General features: G+C 64.4%; 16 protein-coding genes. 6 read left to right on the top strand and 10 right to left on the bottom strand.

Going from position 1 to position 17,445, the window contains the following annotated elements:
- The first annotated feature begins 43 nt into the window (after window positions 1-43).
- On the top strand, window positions 44-895 hold the full coding sequence (gene hisG / locus EA472_RS07520; protein WP_124190895.1) for an ATP phosphoribosyltransferase: 852 nt from the start codon (window positions 44-46) through the stop codon (window positions 893-895).
- 97 nt (window positions 896-992) lie between these two features.
- Here the strand turns inward: hisG and EA472_RS07525 are convergent, their stop codons facing one another.
- The 4 genes from EA472_RS07525 to EA472_RS07540 form a co-directional block, all read right to left on the bottom strand.
- Complete coding sequence (locus EA472_RS07525; RefSeq protein ID WP_124190896.1) at window positions 993-2,006, bottom strand: potassium channel family protein; 1,014 nt, start codon at window positions 2,004-2,006, stop codon at window positions 993-995.
- 283 nt (window positions 2,007-2,289) lie between these two features.
- Entirely contained in the window at window positions 2,290-2,850 is a 561-nt protein-coding gene (locus EA472_RS07530) for a TATA-box-binding protein (RefSeq protein ID WP_006671604.1), read from the bottom strand.
- A gap of 180 nt (window positions 2,851-3,030) precedes the next feature.
- On the bottom strand, window positions 3,031-3,444 hold the full coding sequence (locus tag EA472_RS07535; protein ID WP_124190897.1) for a hypothetical protein: 414 nt from the start codon (window positions 3,442-3,444) through the stop codon (window positions 3,031-3,033).
- A gap of 123 nt (window positions 3,445-3,567) precedes the next feature.
- Window positions 3,568-4,566, bottom strand: a complete 999-nt coding sequence (locus EA472_RS07540) for a hypothetical protein (protein ID WP_124190898.1) — start codon at window positions 4,564-4,566, stop codon at window positions 3,568-3,570.
- 715 nt (window positions 4,567-5,281) lie between these two features.
- Here EA472_RS07540 and EA472_RS07545 point away from each other — a divergent pair.
- On the top strand, window positions 5,282-6,376 hold the full coding sequence (locus EA472_RS07545; RefSeq protein ID WP_124190899.1) for a methyltransferase domain-containing protein: 1,095 nt from the start codon (window positions 5,282-5,284) through the stop codon (window positions 6,374-6,376).
- 89 nt (window positions 6,377-6,465) lie between these two features.
- Here the strand turns inward: EA472_RS07545 and EA472_RS07550 are convergent, their stop codons facing one another.
- The 3 genes from EA472_RS07550 to EA472_RS07560 form a co-directional block, all read right to left on the bottom strand.
- The gene (locus EA472_RS07550; protein ID WP_124190900.1) at window positions 6,466-6,903 is read right to left on the bottom strand and encodes an acyl-CoA thioesterase; all 438 of its coding nucleotides are present in this window, start codon (window positions 6,901-6,903) and stop codon (window positions 6,466-6,468) included.
- A gap of 40 nt (window positions 6,904-6,943) precedes the next feature.
- Entirely contained in the window at window positions 6,944-7,948 is a 1,005-nt protein-coding gene (locus tag EA472_RS07555; RefSeq protein ID WP_124190901.1) for an AAA family ATPase, read from the bottom strand.
- A 121-nt stretch (window positions 7,949-8,069) separates the two neighbouring features.
- Complete coding sequence (locus EA472_RS07560; RefSeq protein WP_124190902.1) at window positions 8,070-9,275, bottom strand: DUF7282 domain-containing protein; 1,206 nt, start codon at window positions 9,273-9,275, stop codon at window positions 8,070-8,072.
- Between the two features lie 248 nt (window positions 9,276-9,523).
- Between EA472_RS07560 and rnz the strand changes: the two genes are divergently transcribed.
- Window positions 9,524-10,456, top strand: coding sequence for a ribonuclease Z (gene rnz, locus EA472_RS07565; protein ID WP_124190903.1), 933 nt, complete (start codon window positions 9,524-9,526; stop codon window positions 10,454-10,456).
- Window positions 10,457-10,671: 215 nt separating this feature from the next.
- On the opposite strand, the gene EA472_RS07570 is transcribed toward rnz, so the two are convergent.
- Window positions 10,672-11,646: an aldo/keto reductase gene (locus EA472_RS07570; RefSeq protein WP_124190904.1), complete on the bottom strand. Its 975-nt coding sequence runs from the start codon at window positions 11,644-11,646 to the stop codon at window positions 10,672-10,674.
- 158 nt (window positions 11,647-11,804) lie between these two features.
- Here EA472_RS07570 and EA472_RS07575 point away from each other — a divergent pair, with 158 nt between their 5' ends.
- Complete coding sequence (locus tag EA472_RS07575; protein ID WP_124190905.1) at window positions 11,805-13,778, top strand: DUF460 domain-containing protein; 1,974 nt, start codon at window positions 11,805-11,807, stop codon at window positions 13,776-13,778.
- Between the two features lie 72 nt (window positions 13,779-13,850).
- Here the strand turns inward: EA472_RS07575 and EA472_RS07580 are convergent, their stop codons facing one another.
- Together EA472_RS07580 and EA472_RS07585 are read right to left on the bottom strand one after the other, a co-directional pair.
- Window positions 13,851-14,141, bottom strand: coding sequence for a DUF5779 family protein (locus EA472_RS07580; RefSeq protein ID WP_124190906.1), 291 nt, complete (start codon window positions 14,139-14,141; stop codon window positions 13,851-13,853).
- 222 nt (window positions 14,142-14,363) lie between these two features.
- Complete coding sequence (locus EA472_RS07585; RefSeq protein ID WP_124190907.1) at window positions 14,364-14,819, bottom strand: ferritin-like domain-containing protein; 456 nt, start codon at window positions 14,817-14,819, stop codon at window positions 14,364-14,366.
- A gap of 145 nt (window positions 14,820-14,964) precedes the next feature.
- Here EA472_RS07585 and EA472_RS07590 point away from each other — a divergent pair, with 145 nt between their 5' ends.
- A complete protein-coding gene (locus EA472_RS07590; protein ID WP_124190908.1) occupies window positions 14,965-15,558 on the top strand; it encodes a winged helix-turn-helix transcriptional regulator in 594 nt (197 codons plus the stop codon).
- A gap of 359 nt (window positions 15,559-15,917) precedes the next feature.
- Entirely contained in the window at window positions 15,918-17,162 is a 1,245-nt protein-coding gene (locus tag EA472_RS07595) for a LeuA family protein (RefSeq protein ID WP_124191053.1), read from the top strand.
- The last annotated feature ends 283 nt before the right edge of the window (window positions 17,163-17,445 follow it).

Raw genomic sequence — 17,445 nt, forward strand, 5'->3', positions numbered from 1 at the left:
CGAATGGAAAGACAGTTCCCCCGTCGTCACGAACGTTCGGTCGATGCGAATCGCCGTTCCTAACAAGGGCCGCCTGCACGAGCCGACGATCGACCTCCTCGAGCGGGCGGGGCTGCATCTCGAGAACGGTGCCGATCGGAAGCTGTACGCCGACACCGTCGATCCCGACGTCTCCGTGCTGTTCGCTCGCGCGGCGGACATCCCGGAGTACGTCGCCGACGGTGCGGCGGATCTGGGGATCACCGGCCTCGATCAGGTCCACGAGGCGAGCGTCGACGACGTCTCCGAGCTTCTCGATCTCGAGTTCGGTCGCTGTCGGCTCGTCCTGGCCGCACCGGAAGACGGCGACATCGAGTCGATCGAGGACCTCGCGGGAAAGACGGTCGCCACCGAGTTCCCGAACGTCACGCGGAACTTCTTCGCCGACGCTGGAATCGATCCCGACGTCGTCGAAGTGACCGGAGCGACGGAACTGACCCCCCACGTCGAGATGGCGGACGCGATCGTCGACATCACGAGCACCGGCACGACGCTGAAGATGAATCGGCTCGCCGTCGTCGAGGAGGTCCTCTCGAGTTCGGTCAGGCTGTTCGGCCGCGAGGACGTCCTCGACGACCCGAAGGTACGGGAGGTCAGGACCGCCCTCGCGTCGGTCAAACAGGCGGAGGGCAAGCGCTACCTGATGATGAACGTCCCGGAGGAGCGACTCGAGGCGGTCCGCGACGTCATCCCGGGAATGGGCGGGCCGACGGTGATGGACGTCGCAAACGGCGGCGACAAGGTCGCCGTCCACGCGGTCGTCGACGAGCGCAACGTCTTCGAGACGATCACCGAGGTCAAAAAGGCCGGCGCGAGCGACATCCTGGTCACCGAGATCGAGCGTCTGATCGAGTGAGCCCACGACGGGCTCCGATCGGCGAACCCGCGACGGAAGCCCGCGCCCCTTCGATCCGATCGTCGCGGCCGGTAGTCGCTTTTCGATCCGGACGACGCTACTCCTCGATCGGCGGCCAGTGCCAGGCGTCGGCCCGGACGGCACCCAGTAACTTTCGCCGTCGCTCCGACAGCTCCTCGAGCGCAGCCGCGAACTCGTCGTCGGGGACCGTCGGAACGCCGTCCTCGCGCAACCGATCGAGATCCGGTTCGGGCGGCGTTTCGTCGGCGGGTTCGACAAACGCCGCATCGAGGGTGTCGAGGTAGCTTCCCGCGCTCGAGCGGGCGTCTTCGATCAACACCGGATCCGGTCCCTCGTCGTCCGGCACGCCGTGTCGATAGAGCGTCAGCGCTTCGTCCAGGATCGGAACGGCCATCGCGGAAGCGTCCGCACCGTCCTCGCTGTGGTAGTAGTGGAGGATCGGATACGACCGGTGTTGCTCGGCGAGCAGCGAGAGCTGGGACGACAGCGACTCGAGGGGGAGCTCGAGTCCGCGAAACCCCTCGACGTCGTCGCTGCGACCGGACCAGCCGGTGCGAACGAACGACTCGCTGCGCTCGCCGAGGCCGGTCACGCTGCTCGCGAACGACCGCTTTTGCGAGACCGCGCTCAGAACGGATAGGACGTAGGAGACGCCGAGGGTGACGAACGCCATTCCGGTCGCGGTCGTGAACGAGCTGGCGATCTCCCAGCGGCCGCTGGTCGGCGTGTAGTCGCCGTTCCCGTTCGTGAACATGGTGTAGGCGACGTAGTAGAACCGGCCCGACCAGTCCGCCGGGTCGCCGGTGTGGGTGCTGACGAGCGCGGGCGAACCGCCCGCGAACAGCAGCGTCCAGCCGAGCCAGAGGAGCGCGATCCACATCGCCAGCGTGAGCGTGAGGATCGAGGGACCCGCGACGCTGAGCACCCGCGAATCGTCCCCGCTCGCGCGTCGAAGACCGCGCCACACGGTCGTCGACAGCCGACCGGAGAGCGGTCCCGACCCGCCGTCGACCCACAGCGTCGTCCAGAGGATGTCTACGATGACGATACCGAGCAGGACCGCTCCCGCGGCGAGGAACAACGGCTCCATTTCCCCCGACGTACGTTCTCCAGCGCTGTCAACCGTTCCCCGGCGAAGTACGCCCCGTCTCGGCTCCCCCGCTCCGTTGGGGAACGGGCAACGGGCGTCGTTTCCGGTCGCCGTTGGACTCGCTCGGAATCGCGCTCGTCGGCGAGCGAGAGAGCGGCGGCCGATGCGGGAGAGCGACCGCGAACGAGGCGGGCGGGTGCGGCGAACGAAGAACGCGAACGGTAAAGAGATTCACAGCGCGGGTGCTCGACGACGGTTTCGGACGAACTGCGAGATCGGGGTGTTACTCGAGCAGGCCCAGATCCTCGAGCCGGGAGACGATCTTGTCGACGGCGTGTTCGGCGTCTTCGGGCTTTTTGCCGCCGGTGATGACGAGCTTCCCGGAGCCAAAGAGCAGCGCGACGACCTCGGGCTCGTCGAGTCGGTAGACGAGGCCCGGGAACTGCTCCGGTTCGTACTCGATGTTCTCGAGACCCAGCCCGATCGCGATCGCGTTCAGGTTGAGGTTTCGCCCTAGGTCCGCGCTGGTGACGATGTTCTGGACGACGATCTCCGGGTCCTCGTTGACCTGGATCTGGAGTTCGCGCAGCTTATCGAAGACGATGCGCAGGCTCTCGTGAACGTCGTCGGTCGACTTCGCGCCGGTGCAGACGATCTTCCCCGAGCGGAAGATCAGCGCAGCCGACTTTGGGTTTTGCGTGCGGTAGACGAGACCGGGGAACTGCTCGGGGTCGTAATCGGCCCCCTCGAGGTCCATTGCAACGCTCTGGAGATCGAGTTCCTGTCCGATGCCGGTCGACGCCACCACGTTTTCGATGTTGATGGTGTCCTTCGGATCCGTCATAAGTCGCTTAAAAAGACGTATTTAAGGTTTATAAATGTTAGTACCGCCACCTGATATATCCGGTATATATGGCCCACGACGATTCCGACACACCGCCGAATTCCTCCGACCGAGTGCCTGGCGGACGGGACTCGCCGCAGTGGCAAGGATATTTGCGGTAGATCCATGAACTGGGCAGAATCATTCCGATCCCCAGAGATATGTTGAATTATCAAAAGCGTCTCGACGGACGTAGAAATAAATAGCGAATAGTGCTGGGAAAATCAGCAATCCCCAGGCAATTACGTTGTCACCCACTTGGTCATACAGACGATAGAAGTCATACAGATAATAGAGGAAGACGATTACTCCCGTAACGCCTCCAACGATCCACGCAAGTGGATGTTGGAGAAAAATCAAAAATGCAAGAACAAACAGTGTGAGGGCGAGAAGGCCATATTTGAGGCCTGCAATAGTTTGTGGTTGGATTCCGGATGTAGCTACTGGGCCAGCAAGTTGAGATCCAATTGTGAATCCTACAGAGATGATTGCGAGTATAATCACAATGGTTCCAACTACAAGTAATTCAAGAGGCGGAAGTCTAGCTCTAACCATTGTTACCTCCAATTAGTTCCTTTCTACTATATATTTCTTATTACTTTAAATATATTGTGTCTTCAAAGAACAGTCTGGACGATCATTAACCAGATCACTGACCCTGTTGGATCAGATCGGGAATTAGGCAATAGGGACAGGCCACTCGTACCCCGAAAGGCGATTGATGACCCACCCTGGCGTCCCGTGTACTCGATTAGCAAACGTGAAGGAGATATTAACGCACATCGCTAAATGGTTGATACTGTCCGGGCGGGCACCGAAAGTGAGAGAGCCACTGTCTCCGGGCCGAATATCGTTGATGGCAGAACCCCACGAACACTGATCAGTGTAAGGAATTCCTGGAGTCATGCAATAATCGTTCACCTTTGATGTAACTCTCGCTCCTCGCCTGTGTGGAGTTCCTGATGTCTCACAGGACGTGGTGCCAACCTTCTTTACATCCCAGCCTTCTCCTGCGAACGTATCGAACCCATCTTTCGACATCGTTCCATTGATGTCGTAAGCAGTGTCATGATCGGAAGGAAGAACCACTTGCCCACTAGGGGGCCTCGATTCCGTGGCTTCAATAACAACGAAATCCCGGTCGTGATCAACGAGTATAACCTCACCAATTTTCTCACCTCCGTGTTCGGCGTCAATTCCAATCAGATCCGAACCACATTTCTCGGTGGCGTAACTCGCTACGTGAGAGTTTGTAATCCAACCCGACTTACGATCTTGCAGCGAGTATACGGAAGGTGTAAGTGTTCCTAGTGCATCTCCAATTACTACCCCAAGCCCGCCAGGAATGGGGCCACTGGTCCACAGATCGCCACAAGGGTCCGGATCAATTATGCTGCTTTGCGCTGAAATGCTGTCTTCAATAGTATCAGGTTTAGGTTCCTCTTCAAAGACGACTCGGATATCGTCACTCTGCAACTGAAGGTCCCTTGAATTGATCTCCGCTTTCTTATTCTCGTCGAGACCGACAACAAGGTGTGGGTTCTCTCCATCAACATCCCCTGGATCCATCTCGATAGAGTGAACATTTTCTGCTTTTTCTAGAAGATGTTTGTTATCCTCGAGAGCTTTACGAGCATCAAGTATGAGATCGTACCAATCCAGAGGAACGTCCCACATATACTCGCCATCCAGATCAAGTGGAATAGCAATCTGATCTGAACTCGTAGACTGAACACGATCTGGAGAAATTGCACTCGCAGTTGTACTTGCTACCCCGGCAGCCGCAAGGATTTCGAGGAGCCGTCGTCGATTAAGTTTACGATGCTTGTTCCGGTGAATGTCTCGGAGTCGTCCCATTTGTATCGTGTCTTGTTAAAGACATTACCATATCCCATCCACATGAATATAAAATTTTCTTATAGTAGTTTACTAAATTATATTGTCTGTGGTTTTAGAAAATCTATAGTACTGGAGTGACTGGACATTGGCCAGAGGACACAAATCGATCAAACGGCGTATCGCAATTCAGGCTGGTTCGGACGAGAGGTACTGATCTGGTTCGATGTCGGTCGTCTCGACGATCTGACCGGCCAAGTGGAAGCTGTCTGAACTGACGACGACCTCCTCTGCGTCGTCGCTCACACTCAAGTCACCGCCGTCTCGTACATCCCATGCTCGTCTTACATCGCCTCGTCAACGGCGCTGTTCAGAGTGTGCGTCGCGCGTCGGTCGTCCCGGTGGCCCGATACAGTCCGCCCTGCGGTGTACCGGTCCGACTGCGATCGACGGTCGGACCGGGACGGGCGGCAATTCGGTTGCATCGCTCGAAACGACCGCGCCTTCGGTCCGAAAAAGCGGTAGGCTCATACCCGACCCGACACGACGAACCGACGTGTACCTGCTCGAGCTCGCCGGAGAAGACGACGCGTTCGCGGCCCGCGAGGCCGAAAGCGCCGCGACCGGAGTCCGCCGGATCGCGCCCGGACTCGCCACCGCCGGCAGCGTCGTTCCCGAGCGCGTGCGCGGACTGGCTTACACCCATCGCGCGAGCGAACTCCTCGGGCGAACCGACGCCGACGTCGAGAGCGCGCGAACGCTGCTCGAGGCCGCCGAGCTCGATCGCGACCGCGACGGCACCGTGGCGGTGCGAGCCACAGACGTCCACGGCTCGAGCGGGATCTCGACCGGCCGCGCCGAGCGCGAACTCGGTCGGGTGCTGGTCGACCGCGGGTTCTCGGTCGACCTCGAGGAGCCCGACCACCGCCTTCGCGCGGTCTTTTCGGCTGGACGCCTCTCCGACGACGCGCGCGACGCATCGGACGGCCTCCCGACCGCACTCGAGGCGACGGACGCCGACGAGTCGGGCGAGCGCGTCTCGGTCTGTGCCCTCGGCTGGGTCGCTGCCGAGAGCGTCCGCGACTTCGGCGCGCGCGCGCCGACGGACAAGCCGTTCTTCCAGCCCGGGAGCATGGATCCGTTGCTCGCGCGCGCCGTGGCGAACGTCGCCGGCGCGCGTCCCGGGCGGACGATACTCGATCCGATGTGTGGCACCGGCGGCGTCCTCGTCGAGGGCGGCCTCGTCGGCGCGGACGTGATCGGCACCGACGCCCAGACGAAGATGGTCGACGGAGCGCGCGAGAACCTGACGCACTTCCTCGAGCCGGACGAGCCCGCGCCGACGGGCGTCGACCGCGGTTGCTGGCACGTCGGCCGCGGCGACGCGACCCGGCTCCCGCTCCGGGACGGGGCGGTCGACGGCGTGGTCTTCGACGCGCCGTACGGTCGCCAGTCGAAGATCGCCACCCACCGCCTCGAGGACCTCGTCGCGGGGGCGCTCTCGGAGGCCCGGCGGGTCGCGGATCGCGCGGTGGTCGTCGCCGACCGCTCGTGGGTACGCGAGGCGCGCGAGGCGGGCTGGGAACTCGAGGCGACGTTCGAGCGACGGGTCCACCGGTCGCTAACGCGGTACGTGCTGGTGCTCGGGTAGCGGACAGCCCGTGGCCGTCGCGGACAGTGGCTCGCCGTGGCTCTCGTCGGGATCACCGGGGGTAGCGGACGGCCGGTCGCAGTGGTACGTCAGTAGTCGGCCTCGAGCGCCCGCGCTCGCAACCGTTCGCCCTCCTCGCTCTCGACCGTGAGTTTCGGGACCGGTTGCGGTCGACCCTCGCCGTCGATCGCGACGAACGTGAACGACGACTCGGTCGTCTTCTCCGTCTCGCCGGTTCGGGGTTCCTCCCGCCAGGCGCGCAGCGCGACGTCGACGCTCGTCCGGCCGGCGTCGTAGACGTACGACTCGATGAGCGCCGTATCGCCGATCCCGATCGGCCGCTCGAAGTTCAGTTCGTTCACCCGCGCCGTCACGCAGGTCTGGCCGGCAAAGCGCATCGCGGACATCGCGCTCACTTCGTCGAGCCACTTCATCAGGTGGCCGCCGTGGAGCGTGTCGTTGTTGTTGGCGTGGTTCGGCTGGACGCGAAATCGGTTCTCGATGTGCGTCTCGCGGACGGACGTCATGTGGGGACGAGTACGCCGCCGTCCGCAGAAAAGCACTCGATCAGGCGTCCCGTCCGAGCTCCGCCAGCAGGTGCGAGACGTGGATTCGGTCGCTCGTCCCCTCGTGCATCTCGAACTCGACGTCCGCGGCGAGGCGGTGGACGCGCGCGAGTTTCTCGCCCTGGTAGCGCTTGCGGGCGACGGTCAGGACCTCGGAGAGCACCTCCCCGCCGTCGAGACCCTCGTCGACGAGCAGATCGTCGAGGGTTTTGCGCGCGTCCGTAAAGTCGCCGTTCTCGGCGTCCTCGAGCATCGACTCGACCTCCTCGTCGAGGCCGACGGAACCGATCGTCTCGTAGGCCGCCTGCATCGTGAGTTCGCCCTCGTCCTCGACGGTCGTCTGAGCCGCCAGGATCGCCTCCCGGAGGTTGCCGTTCGCGTAGCCCGCGACGAACTCGAGGCCGTCCTCCTCGTAGTCGACGCCTTCGGCCTCGACGATTCGCTCGAGGACGTCGACGGTCTCGGCGGTCGTCGGCGCCGGGAACGAGACGGGGAAACACCGCGAGCGGATCGGCGGGATGAGCTTCGTCGGCTGGCGCGTGGCGACGACGAACTGGGTCGTCCGGTGGTGTTGTTCCATGATCCGGCGAAGCGCCTGCTGGAAGTCCTCGCGGACGTCCTCGGCGTTGTCGAGCAGGATCGTCTTGTACTCGCCGGAGACGGAGGCGTAACTCGCGGATTCCTTGAGGACGTGGTTGATCATGTCCCGCTTCGATAAGCTCGAGCGACCGACGAGAAACTGCGCGAACCGGGGATCGTTCTTGATCTCGGTTTTGGTGCGGCCGAAGAAGTCGGCGACGTTGATCTCGATCAGGTCGTTGTCCGGGTCCGCGTGCGCCTCGCGCGCCAGCGCCCGCGCCGCGGCGGTCTTGCCGCTGCCGGGTGGCCCCTGCAGGAGGAGGTTGATCGGCTCGGAAACGGCCCGCTCTAAGTACTCGCGGGCGTCGTCCTGTGGCAACTCGGCCAGCTCCGGGGCGTGCGTTTCGGTCCACAGCGGCGCGTCCATCGGCGGAGAGTACGAACGGGGCGGGTAAGAATCGGTCGATCTCTCGGCTGCGGACGAGCGTCGACGGTACGGCCTTCTACTGCGGACGCGCGTCTTCTCACCCGTCATCCGGGTCGGATCCCTACTCGCCGTCCCCGTCGTCGCCGTTCTCGTCGCCCTCCGCGTCTCCGTCCTCGTCGCCCTCCGCGTCTCCGTCCTCGCCGTCGGCGTCCTCGTCTTCAGCCTCCTCGGCGGCGGCCCGAACGTCCGCGATCGTGAACGTCGTCTCGACCGGTTCGTCGTCGTGTTCGATCGGACTCGCGTCGCCAGGTTCCTCCGGATCGCCCTCGTAGAGGACCGCCGCGAGCTCCTCGTCCTCGTCGACGGACTCCTCGAGTCCGATCGTCACGTTCTCGTGTTCGCCGGGGCCGAGTTCGTCGCTCGTCCCGATCGCCGTCTCGTTGTCCGCTACCGTCGTCTCGTCGTCTTCGATCGCGACGAAGCCGTCCTCCGGAATCGCGACGTCCACGGTCACGTTCTCGTCGTCGGCGTCGACCACGTCGATCGAGGGATCGGTGTGGAACTCGAGATCGATCGCCTGGAGCGCGCCGTCGGCTTCGGTGTAGACGCCGATCGTCTGTTCGCCCGGCGGTGAGCCCGCGGTGTCGATCTGGAACGTCACCTCGCGGGACTCTCCGGCGTCGAGTTCGAGGGTCTGCTGTTCTAACACCGCGCCGTCGACCCGGAAGTCGACGACCTGCTGGGTGTCGAAGTCGGTCGGATTTCGAATCTCGGCGGTGATCTCGACTGTCTCGTTCGTCGTCGCCGTCGACGGCGCCTCGACCGATTCGACGACGAACGAGTCCGCGAGCGCGTCGTCGTCGGTCGTCGTCACCGTCGCGGTGTCGCTGACCGGAAACCCGTTCTCGAGATACGGTCGATCCTCTTCGCCATCGGTCTCTTCGTAGGCGTACGTCTCGTCGCCCGTCGTGTCATGGTGGACGGTCGCGATCAGCCGACCGACCAGTTCGGGTTCGTCGTCCTCGTCGACGCTGACGGTGACGTTCTCGTGGCTGCCGCTTCCGAGGTAGTCGGAGACGGCGATCGGATCGGTGCCGCCGTCGGTGATGACGACGAAGCCGCCGTCGGACAGCGACACCTCGTCGATCGTCACATTCGTTCCGTCGCCGCGCTGGTCTTCGAACTCGATCGACGCCTCGGGATCCTGCTCGACGCCGAATATCGCGGGTGCCTGGCCGACGATGATACCCGCTACGAGAACGATCGCGATCGCGAGGAGGATCGCGACGATGCGCTTGATTGTGCCGAACGTCGATCTCGTACTCATCTGGGGGTGGTGTCGACCGTGGGTAGGGGCTCTAGCGATGTAAAACGCGCCGTCCGTTCGCAGGATTCGGATCGTTCTCGTTCGTTCGACCGGGTAATCGTTTATTACCGACGGGTTTGCGCGTTCAACCGCTTCGCACGGACCGTTCGGCAGGATTCGCCCGCGTTTGCCCGGGTCGGCGGCCGTGAACGATCCCGTCCGATTCGAAGCCGGTTTAGCCACGGCCGCTCGACCGTTCAGTGATATCGATGCCACTGCGCGTGACGTTTCTGGGGACGGCCGGGGCGATTCCGACGACCGAGCGGAATCCGAGCGGAATCTTCGTCGCCCGCGAGGGCGAACAGCTCCTGTTCGACGCCGGCGAGGGAATTCAGCGTCAGATGATGCGCTTCGGAACGGGGTTTTCGATCTCGCATCTGTTCGTCACCCACCTCCACGGCGATCACGTCCTCGGCATCCCCGGCTTGCTCCAGACGATGGCCTTCAACGATCGCGAGAAGCCGTTGTCGATTCACACGCCACGCGGCACGCGTCGACGGCTGACCGACCTCGTGAACGCACTCGACAACCGTCCTTCGTTTCCGGTCCACGTCACGGAAGTCGGCGACGGAGACGTGGCCTACCGCGCCGACAAGTACGAAGTTCGGGCGTTCGACGTCGACCACGACGCGCGGGCGATCGGCTACGCCCTCGTCGAGGACGACCGAAAGGGACGATTCGATCGCGAGCGCGCCGAGGAACTGGGCGTCCCGGTCGGCCCGAAGTTCTCGACGCTCCACGAGGGCGACCCCGTCGAACTCGAGGACGGAACCGTCGTCGAGCCCGAACAGGTCGTCGGCGACCCCCGTCCCGGCCGATCGATCGTCTACACGGGCGATACGCGGCCGACGGCCGCGACGATCGAGGTCGCGGACGAGCCCGACCTGTTGGTACACGACGCGACGTTCGCCGACGACCGCGCGGATCGAGCCGCGAAGACGGCTCACTCGACGGCGCGCCAGGCGGCCGAAATCGCCAGCAGAGCCGGAGCCGACCGACTCGCGCTGGTGCACATCTCCTCGCGGTACGCGGGACGGATCGACGGCCACCTCGCGGAAGCGCGGGCGGTCTTCGACGGCGACGTCTTCGTCCCGGACGACGGCCACGAACTCGAGATTCCGTACCCGGACGCCGACGACTGAGACGGTTTACTGTACGTCATTTTCGGCGCACCCGCCGCCCGGGTCGCGGTTGCGCCGGTACCGACGGACGGCAGTCCGTATGACTCCGGCGTTACGTCTCCCGCCAGCGGCGGTGCTGTGCGGGCTCGTCGTCCAGGATCGTTCTCCGTCCCCCCTCGATCACGTCGCGATACCCGACGACTGACGTCGATCGACGGAGCGTCGAGGGAACGGTCCTACTCGTGGCCGTACACCGGAACCGGCTCGTACGGCTCCTCGAGGTAGTCGACGTCCGATGCCGACAGCGAGATCTCGAGGGCCTCGACGGCCTCCTCGAGGTGTTCGACGCTCGTGGTGCCGACGATCGGCGCGGTGACGTCGTCGTGGTCGAACTGCCACGCGAGCGCGATCTGGGCCATCGTCGCGTCGTACTCGTCGGCGAGTTCCCGAACCCGTTCGTTGATCTCCTCGCTCGCGGGAAGCTCGTGGTAGGGGACGCCGATACGTTCGGCCTCGTGGTCGCCGCGCGTCGTCGCGCGAAACTCCTCGTGTGGACGGGCGAGATAGCCCGCGGCGAGCGGACTCCACGGGATCGTCGCGACGTCGTGGGTCCGACAGGCGGGAAACATCTCCCGCTCTTCCTCGCGGTAGACCAGGTGATGGAGGTTCTGCATCGTCTCGAACGGCACGAGCCCCTCGCGCTCGCTGACGCGTCGTGCCGCGAGAAACTGATGGGCCCACATCGACGACGCGCCGACGTGACGAACGGAGCCGCGACGGACGGCGTCGTCGAGCGCGCGAAGCGTCGTCTCGATCGGCGTGTCGTAATCCCAGCGGTGGATCTGGTAGAGGTCGAGTGTCTCCATCCCCAGCCGATCGAGGGAGGCCTCGAGCTCCTGCTCGATGGTCTTTCTCGAGAGGCCGGTCGCGTTCCGGTGGTCGTTCGCCCCCGAATAGCGGACTTTCGAGGCGACGACCAGCTCGTCGCGGTCGTAGCCCTCGAGTGCGTCCCCGAGGATCGACTCGGATTCGCCCGCGGAGTAGACGTTCGCGGTGTCGAAGAAGTTGATTCCGAGGTCGATCGCGCGCTCGATGAGCTCCGTGCTCTCGTCCTCGTCGAGCATCCACTCGTCGCCGCTGCCGAAGCTCATACAACCCAGACAGAGCTGGCTGACCTCCATCCCGGTCGATCCGAGCGTCGTGTACTCCATACGGCGTTCACGGCGACTGCCCGTAAAAAGTCGGGGTCGGCTCCGGGAACAGTTCGGTGACTCGAGCGGGACTCGACGACGGTCCGGAGACTCGAGGGTGGAACTCGACGTTCGAATCCGCGCGGGATTTATAGCGCCCTCGCCCCTACGACCCCGCTGTGAGCACGCGAACGAGTGCGCTCGATGCAGTCGTCTTCGGCGTCGACGTGCAAAGCGGTGACGTGCGCGGTGACGCGCCCTCCTACGCGCTCGTCGTCTACGACGGCGAGACAGTCGATCGCGACGTCGTCTCCCGCCGGAAGCTCGGACGGCTGATCGACGACGAGGAGCCGGCGATCGTCGCGACCGACAACATGTACGAGCTGGCAGCCGACAAAGACCAGCTCGTCCACTTTCTGGGATCGCTTCCCGCCGAGACGAAGCTCGTCCAGGTGACGGGTGCCGAACAGCCCGAGCCGCTGTCGCGCGTCGCCAAGCGCCACGGCATCCCCTACGGAAAAGACCCGATGCAGGAGGCCGAAGCCGCGGCGCGACTGGCCGCACACAACGTCGGCCACGAGGTCTCCGCGTTCACCGACACGACCGAGGTCAAGGTCTCGCGGGGACGCTCCACCGGCAGCGGCGGCTGGAGCGAGGACCGCTTCACCCGCCGCATCCACGGCTCGGTCAAGCGCCGGGCCCGCGAGGTCGAGTCGGAACTCGAGGACGCGAACCTCGAGTACGACTCCGAGGTCCGGGAGGCCTACGGCGGCTACGCCAACGCGGTGTTCACCGTCGAGGCGCGTCCGGCGGACATTCCGGTCTCGCGCTCGCGATCGGGGGACGTCCGCGTCGAGATCGAACGCACGCGCCGCGACGGCATCGAGTTTCGGCCGCTGGCCAAGCGTCGGGACCACGTCGTCGTCGGGATCGACCCCGGGACGACGACCGCGGTCGCCATCGCGAGCCTCGAGGGCGACGTCCTCGACGTCTGGAGTTCGCGAACCAGCGACGCCGCCGACGTGATCGAGTGGATCGTCGAGCGGGGGCGGCCGATCGTCGTCGCCGCGGACGTCACGCCGATGCCCGAAACGGTGGAAAAATTCCGCCGGAGCTTCGACGCCGCGGGCTGGACGCCCGATCGAGATCTCCCGATCGACGAGAAACAACACCGAACCCGCGACCACCCCTACGACGACGACCACCAGCGCGACGCGATGGCCGCCGCGCTGTACGCTTTCGACGCCCACGAGGATCAGTTCGACCGGATCGCCCGCAAGCTCCCGCCCGGCGTCGACCGGGGGGAAGTCACCGCTCGCGTCGTCGCCGGCGAGGAGAGCGTCGAGGCCGTCCTCGCGGACCTCGAGGACGACGACGAGTCCGCCGAGGAGCCGACCGAGCACGAACCCCGCGAGCTGACCGAGGAGGAACGCCGGATCAAAGACCTGAAACGCCAGGTCGAGCGCCTCCAGTCCCACGTCGGTACGCTCGAGGACCGACTCGCGGGGAAAGACGACCGGATCGAGGACCTCGAGGCGGAACTCACCGTCTCTCGACGGGAGGAGCGCCGGCAGGTCCGCAAGGAACGCGAGGTGAGCCGACTCGAACGGAAGGCGAACCGCCTCGAACGCGAGCGCGACGAGGCCCGCGAGCGAATCGAGGAACTCGAGGGGAAAGTCGAGCGGATGAAAGCCCTCTGGAAACTCGACCACTCGAACTTCAGCGACGTCTCCGCGGAGAAAGAGGGGCTCGTCCCGGTGAAAGTCGTCGAGAAGTTCACGAAGGGGGCGATCCGCGAGGCCGACGAGCAGTACGGGATCGCGGTCGACGACGTCGTCTACCTCCGCGACGCGAGCGGCGCTGGTCGGTCGACGGCCGAACTTCTCGCGAGTTTCGAACCCCGGATCGTCCTGAAAGACGGCGGCCTCTCGGACGTCGCCGACGAGATCCTCTTCGAGGCCGAGATTCCGGTCGGACCGGCCGGCGACGTCGCGATGCAGGAGGTCGACGAACTCGCCGTCGCACGCGAGGAGGACGTCGAGGCCGTCATCGAGGACTGGCGTGACCGCGCTCGAGAGCGCGAACTGGATCGCAAGGCTGCGATGGTCGACCAGCTCATTAGCGAACACCGCGCGGGCGACAACGAGGTTTGATCGCCGCTCGCCGCTTTCTCAGCGTCGGCCGGCGGTTCGAGTTCTGGCCGACGAGCGGTGTGAGCGGTCGTTTTACAGCCGGTCCGTGTTCACGTCGACGCCGGGCGGCGTCACGAGCAGGAAGCCGCGGAAGTGAACCAGATTACCGCCGGACTCCCTGACGTCGCGGGCGAAGCCGGCTGCCAGTTCGTTGACGTCCCCTTCGACGCAGAGGACGAGCACGTTGCCGGCCGAAATCGTCTCGAGCCACTCTTCGGCCGGCGTCGTTCCGTCGAGAACGCCGAGGACGATGCTTCCCTCGATCTCGAGTTCCTCGTCGATGTGTTCCTCGACGGTCCGCAGGTCGAGGTCGAAGTCGCTCATACAGGCTGCCTCGGAGCGCGGTGTCAAAAACGTTCCTCTGGCGACCGGAGTGGAAAAACGCGCGTCGCTTCGAGTCGTACGGACTGTTATCGGTCGTACCGTACGGACTGTTGTCGGACGTACTGCCCGCTAGTACCGATTTCGATACCGATCCGACAGTACCGATCTCGACACAACCACGAACCGTTCGTCGGTCCACCGGACCCACCACGACAGTCCGTCTCAATCCATCGGGAACTCCTTGCGGAACCCACGGAACTCGGTGTGGTGGGCCTCCTCGTCGGCGAGGATCGAAACCGCGACGTCCTCCGTGACGGGATCGTTCGCGTCGTCCGCGGCGGCCGCCAGCGATCGGTAGGTCTCGATCGCGTCGTCCTCCGCCTCGAGGACGCCGTCGATGACCGACCGGACGTCGGTCGTGTCCTCGGGCGGTTGGAGGCTCGACTGGTTCGCTTCGAACGCTTCCGAACCGGGTGGTGCCTCGTCGAGTTGCTTCAGCCGCTCGCCGAGCATTCGGGCGTGCTCGAGTTCCTCCTGAACGTCCGCCTCGAGGCTCTCTTTGACCTCTTCGGCGTGGATGCCGTCGAGCACGATCGCGTTCGTCAGATAGTTCATCACGGTCTCGAGTTCGTCGAGGTACGCCTCCGTCAGGAGGTCGGTGATCTCGTCGGTCGTCATCGCGGGCCGGCCTACCACGACCGGCACTAAAATGCTGACACGCGCCCGTGCCGCGTCGAACCACCGGGCCGGGCGATCGCGTCCGGGAGGTGCCGCGTCCCGACTCGGCCGTACACTCTTTGTCGCTCCGTCCCTACCGACGGCCATGCGCGACCTCGACGACACCGACCTCGAGATCCTCGAGTTGCTCACCGAGGACGCCCGCCGTCCCTACAGCGAGATCGCAGACCGGGTGGAGCTGACGCCGCCCGCCGTCTCCGATCGCGTCTCGCGCCTCGAGGAGCAGGGCATCATCCAGGGGTTTACGATCGACGTCGACCGGGAGACGCTCTACGGCGAGACGCCGGTGCTGGTCGAACTCACCCCCAGACCGACGGCCGTCGAGGGCGTCTACGCGGCCGCCGGCGAGCTCGAGGGCGTCGAAGCCGTCTTCGAGGGGATGGACGGCCGGGTCGTCGTCCACGCGACGCTTCCCGACGCCGACGTCCGGTCGTGGCTCGCGGCGGAACTCGACCTCGAGGCGGTCTCGAGCTACGACGTGACGGTGCTTTCGCGGTCGAACCGCGTCGCCGGCGTTGCGGCGACCGACTTCTCGCTCGAGTGCGTCGTCTGCGGCAAGGAGGTCGTCGGCGACGGCGTCACCGCGACCGTCGGCGGCGAGGCCAAGACGTTCTGTTGTCCCTCCTGCGAGGATCGGTACGTCAGCCGGTACGAGTCCCACCGCGACGCGCTCGAGTGACCCACCGTTCCGCCGCCGGCCGCGAGACGTTCTGAACGAACGGTTGGTTTTCGGGCCTCGAAGTCGGCGTCCGGCACGATCGACGGCGATCCAGTCCGAAGCGGTGACCGAACGTCCACCCTCGAGCGCGCGCCAGCGCGCCCGTCGCTGTTTTGACGCCGAATCAGGGAATAGAACGGGCCGATCCCCGTAGCGAACCGTCGATCGCTCCGGAGGGACCAATATCGTACTAGGCAGTATATATTATATTAGGCCGTTTAGGTAGTGCGGTTTTTCGGGTTCGTTTCGCCGCGACTCGAGTTACCACGGGGTTGACGGACCGCAACAGCGTCACATTTATATATGCCGTCGCGCCTCAAATTCGAATACAATGTCTTCACAAGACAGCTCATCCTCTGATACCAGTCAGGGGGGTCGAGTTCTTCCAGGGCACGTTAGATTCCACTGACGAAATAGAGTCAGCACGTGTCTTCGATACCACCCTCCGGGACGGCGAGCAGTCGCCCGGAACTTCGTTCTCGTACGACGACAAACGGCAGATCGCTTCGATTCTGGACGAGATGGGGACCCACGTCATAGAGGCGGGTTTCCCCGTCAACTCCGACGCGGAGTTCGAGGCCGTACGCGACATCGCGTCGTCGACGCAGACGACGACCTGCGGGCTGGCCCGCGTCGTCGAGGAGGACATCGAGGCCGCACTCGAGACGGGCGTCGAGATGGTGCACATCTTCGTGAGCACCAGCGACGTCCAGATCGAGGACTCGATGCACGCCACCCGGGACGAAGTCGTACAGCGCTCGATCGAGTCGGTCGAACGGATCACGGAGGCGGGTGCGACCTGTATGTACTCGCCGATGGACGCGACCCGGACCGACGAGGAGTACCTGATCGAGGTCATCGAAGCCGTCACCGAGGCGGGTACCGACTGGATCAACATTCCCGACACCTGCGGCGTCGCGACGCCGGGGCGGTTCCGCGCGCTGATCGAGAAGGTCATGAACCACACCGACGCGCGCATCGACGTCCACGCACACGACGACTTCGGGCTCGCCACCGCGAACGCGCTGGCCGGCATCGAAGTCGGCGCCGAGCAGGCGCAGGTCTCGGTCAACTCGATCGGCGAACGCGCCGGCAACGCCGCCTACGAGGAGTTCGTGATGGCCGTCGAGTCGCTCTACCAGGGCGACACCGGCATCGACACGACGCGCATCACCGAACTCTCGGAGGTCGTCGCGGAGAAAAGCGGCGTCCCCACGCCGGGCAACAAGCCCGTCGTCGGCGACAATGCCTTCTCCCACGAGAGCGGCATCCACGCCGCGGGCGTCATCGAGAACTCCGACACCTTCGAACCCGGCGTGATGACGCCGGAGATGGTCGGTGCCGAACGCCGGCTGGTCATGGGCAAACACACCGGCACCCACTCGGTGCGCGAGCGTCTGTTCGAGTGCGGGTTCGATCCCACCGACGAGCAGGTCCGCGCGGTCACCCGCCGGGTCAAAGATTTCGGTGCCGAAAAGCGCCGGGTCACGGTCAGCGACCTGGAGCGGTTCGCCGAGGAAGCTGGCGTCGAACGCCAGCAGGAGCAAGAGGAGGTGCGCGTCTAAGGGATGTCCTCCCCGTTTGCCACCGTTCGCGAGCGCCGGCTGTGGCGGCCGAACGGAACGACCCCGACCGCCACGAGCGCCGACGGGACTCGCAAGAGTTATGGGTCTCGGGAAAGCTACCTCAGCAATGATGATGCACCGCGCTCGACTGCCGGTTCGAACGGTCGGCACCAGCGCGCTCGCTCAGATTCGTATTGTAGGGGCGGCCTAGCCCCTCACCTCTTCCTCCGTAGCTTCGGTTCCGGGTTCGCACCGATTTCAGAGCGACCAGTCAAACAGCAGA

Source organism: Natrarchaeobius oligotrophus (assembly GCF_003841465.1).
Classification (GTDB): Archaea; Halobacteriota; Halobacteria; order Halobacteriales; family Natrialbaceae; genus Natrarchaeobius; species Natrarchaeobius oligotrophus.